The organism is Luteolibacter algae (assembly GCF_042683045.1).
GTDB lineage: Bacteria > Verrucomicrobiota > Verrucomicrobiia > Verrucomicrobiales > Akkermansiaceae > Luteolibacter > Luteolibacter algae.
Window position 1 is genome coordinate 21642 of record NZ_JBHUIT010000028.1, and the last position, 8058, is coordinate 29699.

Here is an 8058-nt window from a genome sequence, read left to right on the forward strand (position 1 = left end):
CACATTACGTGATGTGAAAATAACTTCCGGTATCAGCTACCGTTGCGGGCTCGTTCTTCTGTTTTTGGCAGTCATCCTCGTCATTTGGAAAAAACCAAATTCGGAAGAGAAAACTCTTAGTGAAAGCCGTAGGATCCAGCGCATAGGCTCACAGGATCTCCTGTCTTGGAGCGAGGATTTCCATAAGACCTCCGAGCCCGATAAAGCTGTTTTCATCTCTGATGGCGTTCGGCTCGCCAAGCTGAGAACTGCTGCGTTGGCGGAATTGGCGGCTACCCAGCCGGCATTGGCATTGGGCAAAATGATGACGCTCGATCAGCTTGCGGCTCTGCCTCCCGCTGTCCGGGAAGCTTCCGAGAAACCGTTCAGCGCCATCGGCAGCATTGATTTACTCTGGGAGACGTCGGTCGATGCCAGCGGTTCACTACATTGCAGCCACCGGAATGTCGCGCTGGTTGGCGGAAAATCGCTGACCATTGTCGGTCCGGATTTTGAATCAGCACGGCAGCCAATGACCCAGGTGCCTCTCAACGGGTATCTGCTTGGGGAAGTTCTATTGCTGTCCGATCAAGTGGTAAGGACTGTTTCTGAAGATGAGTTAGAAGCGGTTTCGACCTTTTTTCCAGCATCTGACTCCCTGGATTCCGATCCCCTCACCCACGGCAGGTCCAGTTCTGCAACGACCGCTGTTATCGGCGGGAAGTATTTTCAATTCGAAAGTGATGCGATTCTACAACAGGTCGAAGACAACATCGCCGGCGCCATTGAAACAGCTCAGTCGGGTGGTAATCGTGAAGTGAATCATGGTTTTTCCTGGCTGATGGCAGATTCCGGCATGACCGAAACAACGAGAAGTCTCCAGGCGACTCCGTTCCAAGCCGATGTCATCAACGTTCTTTTTATACGTGCCGATTTCTCCGACCTGCCTGGCGCACCGATTACGAAGGCCAAGCTGGAGACAGATTTGAACGCGGTGAAAAATCACATAGAGCAATATTCCTATGGCAAAGCCTCGTTGAATTTTACCGTTACCCCGGATGTCTATCGACTCGCCTCTACCGCAAGCGCGGTTTCCCTGGCCGGAAATAATGACGCTATAATCACCGAAGCCCGAACCGCCGCCGCAACCGGCGGGTCCGGAATCGCGCCGTATGATTTGAATAACTACAATGTGGTAGCAGTTTATTTCCCTAACCTCAGCAGTCTTCCACAGAGTAAAATCACCTACGGTGGCCTCGCATCAGTTGGAGGCTCGAACCATTGGGTCAATGGTGTTAGTGATTTTGGCAGGGTCTTTGTGATTCTCCACGAGTTCGGCCACAATTACGGTTTGAATCACGCGAATTACTACGATCCCTCACGAACCACTCCGGGGCAATATTTCGATCCTTTGGGGGTAAGTAACGAATACGGAGATATTTACGATACGATGGGCGGCGGGACTGCGGATAAAGGATACTTCAGTCCGTATGCCATGTCCCGGCTGAACTGGATGCCTGGCCAGAACATTGTTCAGCCGGAAGCGAACGGAACGTGGAGAATTCACCGCTTTGACCAAGCTGCGGGCAATACAGGCCAGGTCCGTGCGCTTCGTGTTCCCATGGGTGGCTCACGCTACAACTGGGTCGGCCTCCGGTCTCTCTACGATGAGACAAAAAACCGCGCTTATATCGTGGGAGAAGGGATCTATGAAAATCGTCCCAATCTCATCGACGCCACTCCTGATACGAAATTCCCGGAATCGGAAGACCGCACAGACTCCACCTTACCCGTGGGCTCGTCTTTCTACGATGCCAGCGCGGGTGTTCGTTTTACCAATATGGCCGCCGGTGGCAGCGATCCGGATCTCTGGATTGATATGAAGGTGGAATTTGACAGCAGGCTGGAACTCGATAGCACCAACGTCGTCGTCGATGAAGCAGCCGGGCATGCGCGTCTTGTCGTCAAGCGCAGTTTTGATGTTTCGAAAGCATGTTCCGTTTCATATACGACCACGAACGGCACCGCGGTCTCCGGTTCGGATTTTCATGAAACCAACGGCAAAGTTAGCTGGGCGGCTGGCGATAGCTCGCCGAAGACAATTTTGATCCCGATCCGTCCCGATGCTCTGGAGGAAGGGACCGAAACCTTCAGCCTGGCTCTTTCCGGAGCCAGCAATGCGATCGTCCCGTCATCGTCTGGCACAGCTACCATCAGCATCCTTGATAGGGGAAGCCGGATCACCGGGTTCGATCCCGTATTTTTCGGGACAAGTGTTTATACCGCACTTCCCCTGGCCAACGATCAGGTGTTAATCGGCGGCAATATTTCAAATTTCGGGCTGCAAGGAAATATCGCCCGATTGAATGCCGATGGCTCGGAAGACACTTCTTTCCTGAAAGGAACGGGATTCAACAACGATGTGAGGGTAATTGTGGAACAATCTGACGGAAAGCTACTGGTTGGAGGTTCTTTCACATCCTATAACGGGATCAACTGCAATCGTGTAACCCGCCTCAATGCCAACGGCACGATTGACACAACATTCAACTCTAATCTGGGTTCTGCCGCTACGAGGGAAAACATGAACCCATCGGTGTATGCGCTCGCACTTGAGTCCAATGGGAGCATTTTGATCGGCGGAAATTTCACCTCGTTCAATGGGTCGGCAGCAAATGGAATTGTCCGGAGAACATCCACCGGAACGGCCGGCACGGCCTTAGCTCCGGCATTCAGTTCTCCCACGGTGATCGTTCCCGATATCAGATCCATCCTCGTTGAACAGGACGGAAAGATCATGATTGCCGGCCTATTTTCCCTGGAACAATCATCCGGAACGCTCTTCCGCTTCAGTGTTGCCCGCCTGAATGCCAACGGTTCCAGAGATGCTTCATTCGAACCAGGCGGTGGCGCCCAGGGCCTTGATGATGCAGGAGTCAACGTTGCCCAGAACCGGGCGAACGGCATCTACAGTCTCGTCCGTCAAAGTGATGGAAAATATCTGATCGGTGGCTTTTTCAGAGCCTACAACAACGTAAAGGTCGATCGACTCGCAAGGCTCAATAACAACGGGACGCTTGATACATCGTTCACCCCTCCATTGATTGACAATGTTGTCGAAAGGATCTTCGTGGATATGTCCAATCGGATCTTAATCGGAGGCCGTTTTACCTCGCCTAGCAACCGTATCATTTCCCTGACTTCCACAGGTGCCATTGATTCAAGCTTCCAAATCGACAGTGGCGCGGGAGGATCGATCTACACGATCGCCCAAGACGGGAGTGGTGATATATATCTGGGAGGAAACTTCTTTGACTTCGCTGGTTCGACGAGCAGGCCAATAATCAAGCTGGCAGGCGGAGTGGACTCGTTCAGTCTGTGGAAAAAGCGTTCTTTCACCTCCGCGCAAATCATTGCCGGAAAAACCGGTCCTGAAGAAGATTTCGATAATGACGGAATTTTGAATATCACCGAGATGGCTTTAGGCACTTCTCCCACGCTGGCAACTTCCGCCACCACCTTCGCAGTCGCGTCGGGAAATCTTTCACTCCAGTCGGTTTCGAACTCAAAGTATCTGGAAGCCACGATGCTGCGATCTGCGGAAAACATCGGAGTCTGGTTGGTAGCCCAGTTTAGCAGTGATCTGATCAACTGGAGTCCATCGGTCCCTACCCGTGGCTCAAACGGAATCTACGATGTGGTGGAAAGCAACGGCAGCCGATTCACGGTGAGAGATAAAACCGCCATGAGCAGCACACCACGCTTCGTGCGCTTCCGCGCTATCCTGCCGAACTAACTGCTTGGCAGAAGATCGGGAGCGAAGCTGAAAGGTTCATAAAAAAAGCTCACGCGTATGATATGCGTGAGCTTTTTCATGGAGATTACTTTTAGTATACGACTAGAAACCCTCCGGATAGTTGACCGCCGATGATTGATTTTCATCCTGAGCCTCCTTCTTGGGCTCGACAGGAGTCTCGTCCAGCTTACCGAGATAGGCAGGGAGCTCCACGCCTACGTTCTTGGCAATCTCATGTAATGGAGGAATCGCTCCCGCCATTCCGGAAAGAAAATTTGCTGTGCCGGATTTTCCGTCCGCACCGCTTCCACCATCCCATACAGTGATCTTGTCGATCTTGAGATTGGATATTGCCTGAACCTGCTCACGAACCAGCTGTGGGAGAAGCTCTGTCACGAGCATTTGCTGGGCTCCGGCAGGCCCCATGCATGCCTTGATGAGATCATCAAAGCCTCTCGCTTTTGCTTCCAGAACCGCTCGCGCGCCTTCAGCTTCCGCCAAGAGCTTCGCTCTCAAACCGCTGGCCTCCGCATCCTTAACAAAAATGATACCGTCTGCTTCCGCTTGTTTCTCCGCACGGACAGCGTCCGCCTTACCCTGTTGGATCCTGCGCACACGCTCCGCTTCAGCATCCGCTTCCACGATCTGACGCTCTTTCGCGACCTGTGCGGGAACCACGATATCCGCATACTGACTCGCTTTATCACGCTCCGCACGCTGGCGCTCCGCCGCTTGCTCTGAAACGTAAGCTTCTTCCAGCACTTTCGCTTCTGCCACTTTCTCGGCGGCTGTCGCGTGTCTTTCAGCTTCCGCTTGGGCACTCCGGCGCTTGGCATCGGAATTGGCAATCTCCACCAACGCTGAGTTCTCGCCCATCGTGGCCTCCGCATTTGCCCCGGCCACGCTTACGCGTTTGTCCCGCTGCATCGCCGCCGCCCCGATTTCTCCGTCGCGGTCCGCCATCGCCACTTTCACTTTCGCTTCGGCAATCGCCTTGGATGCTGCCTCTTGCCCAAGTGCATCGATATATCCGGAAGCATCCGTGATGTCCTGGACGTTGACGTTAATGAGCCGGAGCCCGACCTTTTTAAGCTCCACCTCCACACCCATGGAGATATTTGCAATCAGCTTGTCACGATCCGCATTGATTTCCTCAATATCCATCGTCGCGATAACCACCCGCATCTGGCCGAAAATGATATCCTTCGCCAGCTCTTTCACATGCTCCATGTTGAGCCCGAGCATACGTTCCGCGGCGTTTTCCATCACACCCGGTTCTGTGGAAATGCCGACGGTGAATGTGGAAGGCGTGTTAACACGGATGTTTTGTTTGGAAAGCGCACCTTCCAAACGGATATCGATCGGAAGCGGCGTAAGATCCAAATATTGGTAATCCTGGATCACCGGCCATACAAATGCTGCACCACCATGGTGGCAGTGCGCCGATTTCCCCCCGCCCACCTTACCATATACGACGAGAATTTTATCCGAAGGACAGCGTTTGTAACGCATCGCAATCGAAGCGACGGTGAAAAACAAAACGGCAACGATTGCGACTAATGCGATGATTGGACCCATATATTTTTTTTGTTGGTTTTTACGTAAGGAGAATGGCTTCAGAGATTTTCGACAAGCAATACTGTGGGACCGACGGTGCCGATTACTTTGACCTTTGTCCCGGGTGAAAGGGACGTCTCTCCCTTTTGCAATGCCTGGGCCGTCACCAGCCGCCCCTGAATTAAAGTTTCTATCTGTCCTCCATTTCCCATCGACGGAGGAATTGTGACGTAAACCGTCGCTGTCTGGCCGATCGCGTTCGCATAATTCAGCGTCCCGCTGGATTGCAATTTCATGAAGCTTCTCATCATCATGAAAATTGCTCCCATCATAGCTACGCCGACAGTTCCCGAGATCAGCAAAGTTATCGGCAGCCCTAATCCTTGTTCTGTACAAATAACGCCCGTCCACCCAAAACCGACAAAAAACGCAGTCACACCACGCACGGAGAAGATACTCAATCCGGAATCGTGATCCCCGAGTTCGAAGTCTCCCACATCGAGGTCGCTATCCACACCCAGCACGGTAGACATAATCATCTGTATAATTAATACAGAGATGGCTATGATACCGATTCCATAAAAGATCTGGAGGTTAAAGTTCAGTTCCTGCCACCAAGTATTTAGGAAGTCTGTCATTCGTTCTCAATCTGTGAATCACCCAAGAATATTGCAAGATTTACTTACCGGATCATTCGTAACGGCAGGCCCTGAAACCTGGGGAATCTCCGATCTCCCGTTCATTGTAGCGTTCAGAGCAGGCGGATGATCTGGCAAAATTGCGAACATCTTTTACGGTTTCACACCTATCGCTTTCACCATTTAATCCGGCTGCTTAAAAAAACAGCCACGATCATGAAATACGAAATCCTCCGACTCTTTTCCGCAAGCACATTGCTTGTTTGCTCAGCATCAGCCGCATCCATCATCACTGATGGTGATTTCTCCAGCAACACTATCGATGGAGGCGACAATTTCCTCGCATTCTCTCAGATCGATGGAGGCTGGGTCGCCAAAAACGGCTGGAATACCAGCTCTGGCGCAGCAGTTAACGTAAATGGATGGCAAGGTGGCGAATATGGTGGCCTCTCACAAGTTGTCTCCGTATCAGGACTTACCGGCACGGCTCTGCAACTCAGCCTGAATTTCACACCTCCTGCCACTGTGTCCGACCCTGTATCACTTCAGCTAACTTACCAGATCATCGGCTGGACGTTGAACACCAGCGGTGTGCTTCCCACTGATCCTGCAACAGCCCAGGTTTTCAAAGGACAGAACTATCCATCATTTACCATCGGAAACATGGGCGGCTTTGCAAAATGGGATGACCTTCTAATCGCTGGCAATCAAGCGGCCGCAGGCGAATTCAGTGCTTCCGCCGGAACTTTCACCGGAGTCGCAGGGGAAACAGGCTCATTCAGTATCACGACTCCTGAGTTGGATCTCAGCAGCTATGATTACATCGGTATCCGTTTGGCAACGGTATCGAGAGGGAGCTCTGTGGATGTGATCCAATGACGGATCCAGGCAGTATCATTGATAATCTGTCCCTGACCGCAGTCCCGGAGCCAAGCGCCTTGGGACTATTGTGCTTGAGTGCTATCGCGCTGCTCCGTCGCCGCCGTAGCTAGGGAGACGCGAAAAACTAACATCAGTTTTCCAAAAGGCCTTTCCGCATTCTTCGTGGAAAGGCTTTTTCATTGGTGGCTGGCCACCTGTAAGAGCTTTCTCCAAATGGTGAAAACTTCGTTGGACGAGCCTCGATAACCCAGTCAGATTGCCACGGCAAAGCTACCGTGCCAAAACTTCGATGTCTGTATCCTTATCGAACTCTTTTCCAGAAAACTTCCGTGCCCCCAAGTTCCAATAGATTCCGGCAGATTGCATTAATCGCAGGGATTCTATTGATCGCGATGAATCTGCGCCCCGCAATCACGGCCATCTCACCCTTGGCTGAGCGAATGTATGCCGATGGTCTGAGCCGTCAGCTCATTGGGAGTCTCACTGCCATCCCACTCCTCCTATTCAGCCTGGTGGGTTTCTGGGCCGGATGGATCGGACAACGGATAGGCTTTGCCCGGGCTTTGGGCCTCGGGATGGCTCTCCTCGCTTTCGGTTGTGCGGCAAGATCATTTACAGGCGATTTCTCAGCAATATCCCGGATTTTGGGAACCGTCTTTATTGGCTCGGGGATTGCATTGGGGAATGTGCTCCTGCCCGGACTCGTGAAAAGCCGCTTTCCACAGCATATGGGAGTTTTGACGAGTCTTTATGCCACGGGAATGAATCTCGGCGCGGCCCTTGGTATCGCTCTCGCTGTGCCGATGGCAAATTCCCTGCCGGGCGGCTGGAATGCCTCGCTCGGCATGTGGGGAGTTGCCGCCTTTTCAATGCTGATTCTATGGGCGCCGCAAATGTTCACGGCACCACAGCAACAATCCCGGAGGATTGGGCATCCTCTGGCTGGCGTGATGATTGTGGCCCGTAAAAGGCGGGCCTGGCATGTGACGATATTTATGGGGCTTCAGTCTGCAATCTACTATTCCACGGTGGCCTGGCTGCCGACGATGCTTCAAAGCCGGGGAATGGCGGAAGAATTGGCAGCTGGATGGGTATCCGCTCTGCAGATCACCGGCTGTGTGGCGAGTCTTGTTATACCGATGCTAGCCGTGGCCTGACCCCAGAAAATCGGACAGCTCCTTTTTAGAGTTCTTGTGGTAAAACCAC

The 8058-nt window shown here is 52.5% G+C and carries 6 protein-coding genes; 4 read left to right on the plus strand and 2 right to left on the minus strand.

All coding sequences use genetic code 11. From position 1 onward, the window contains the following. Window positions 1-13 precede the first annotated feature (13 nt). The gene (locus ACFSSA_RS12215) at window positions 14-3775 is read left to right on the plus strand and encodes a Calx-beta domain-containing protein (protein ID WP_386820741.1); all 3762 of its coding nucleotides are present in this window, start codon (window positions 14-16) and stop codon (window positions 3773-3775) included. Between the two features lie 102 nt (window positions 3776-3877). Here the strand turns inward: ACFSSA_RS12215 and ACFSSA_RS12220 are convergent, their stop codons facing one another. Beyond that, on the minus strand, window positions 3878-5353 hold the full coding sequence (locus tag ACFSSA_RS12220) for a flotillin family protein (RefSeq protein WP_386820742.1): 1476 nt from the start codon (window positions 5351-5353) through the stop codon (window positions 3878-3880). A 38-nt stretch (window positions 5354-5391) separates the two neighbouring features. Continuing rightward, window positions 5392-5970, minus strand: coding sequence for an NfeD family protein (locus tag ACFSSA_RS12225; protein WP_386820744.1), 579 nt, complete (start codon window positions 5968-5970; stop codon window positions 5392-5394). A 216-nt stretch (window positions 5971-6186) separates the two neighbouring features. On the opposite strand from ACFSSA_RS12225, the gene ACFSSA_RS12230 reads away from it, so the two are divergent. The 3 genes from ACFSSA_RS12230 (at window position 6187) to ACFSSA_RS12240 (ending at window position 8009) form a co-directional block, all read left to right on the plus strand. Continuing rightward, window positions 6187-6849 carry a hypothetical protein gene (locus ACFSSA_RS12230; RefSeq protein ID WP_386820745.1) on the plus strand — a complete coding sequence of 221 codons (663 nt, stop codon included), beginning with the start codon at window positions 6187-6189 and terminating at the stop codon, window positions 6847-6849. After that, window positions 6846-6962 carry a PEP-CTERM sorting domain-containing protein gene (locus ACFSSA_RS12235; protein WP_386820746.1) on the plus strand — a complete coding sequence of 39 codons (117 nt, stop codon included), beginning with the start codon at window positions 6846-6848 and terminating at the stop codon, window positions 6960-6962. The genes ACFSSA_RS12230 and ACFSSA_RS12235 overlap by 4 nt, the downstream gene beginning before the upstream one ends. Before the next feature lie 282 nt (window positions 6963-7244). Next, complete coding sequence (locus ACFSSA_RS12240; RefSeq protein ID WP_386820747.1) at window positions 7245-8009, plus strand: MFS transporter; 765 nt, start codon at window positions 7245-7247, stop codon at window positions 8007-8009. Window positions 8010-8058: the final 49 nt, after the last annotated feature.

Excerpts from the sequence above, each read along its gene's own strand:
- ACFSSA_RS12235 (WP_386820746.1), top strand. The coding sequence starts at position 6,846 with ATGACGGATCCAGGCAGTATCATTGATAATCTGTCCCTGACCGCAGTC.
- ACFSSA_RS12220 (WP_386820742.1), bottom strand. The coding sequence starts at position 5,353 with ATGGGTCCAATCATCGCATTAGTCGCAATCGTTGCCGTTTTGTTTTTC.
- ACFSSA_RS12240 (WP_386820747.1), top strand. The coding sequence starts at position 7,245 with ATGAATCTGCGCCCCGCAATCACGGCCATCTCACCCTTGGCTGAGCGA.
- ACFSSA_RS12225 (WP_386820744.1), bottom strand. The coding sequence starts at position 5,970 with ATGACAGACTTCCTAAATACTTGGTGGCAGGAACTGAACTTTAACCTC.
- ACFSSA_RS12230 (WP_386820745.1), top strand. The coding sequence starts at position 6,187 with ATGAAATACGAAATCCTCCGACTCTTTTCCGCAAGCACATTGCTTGTT.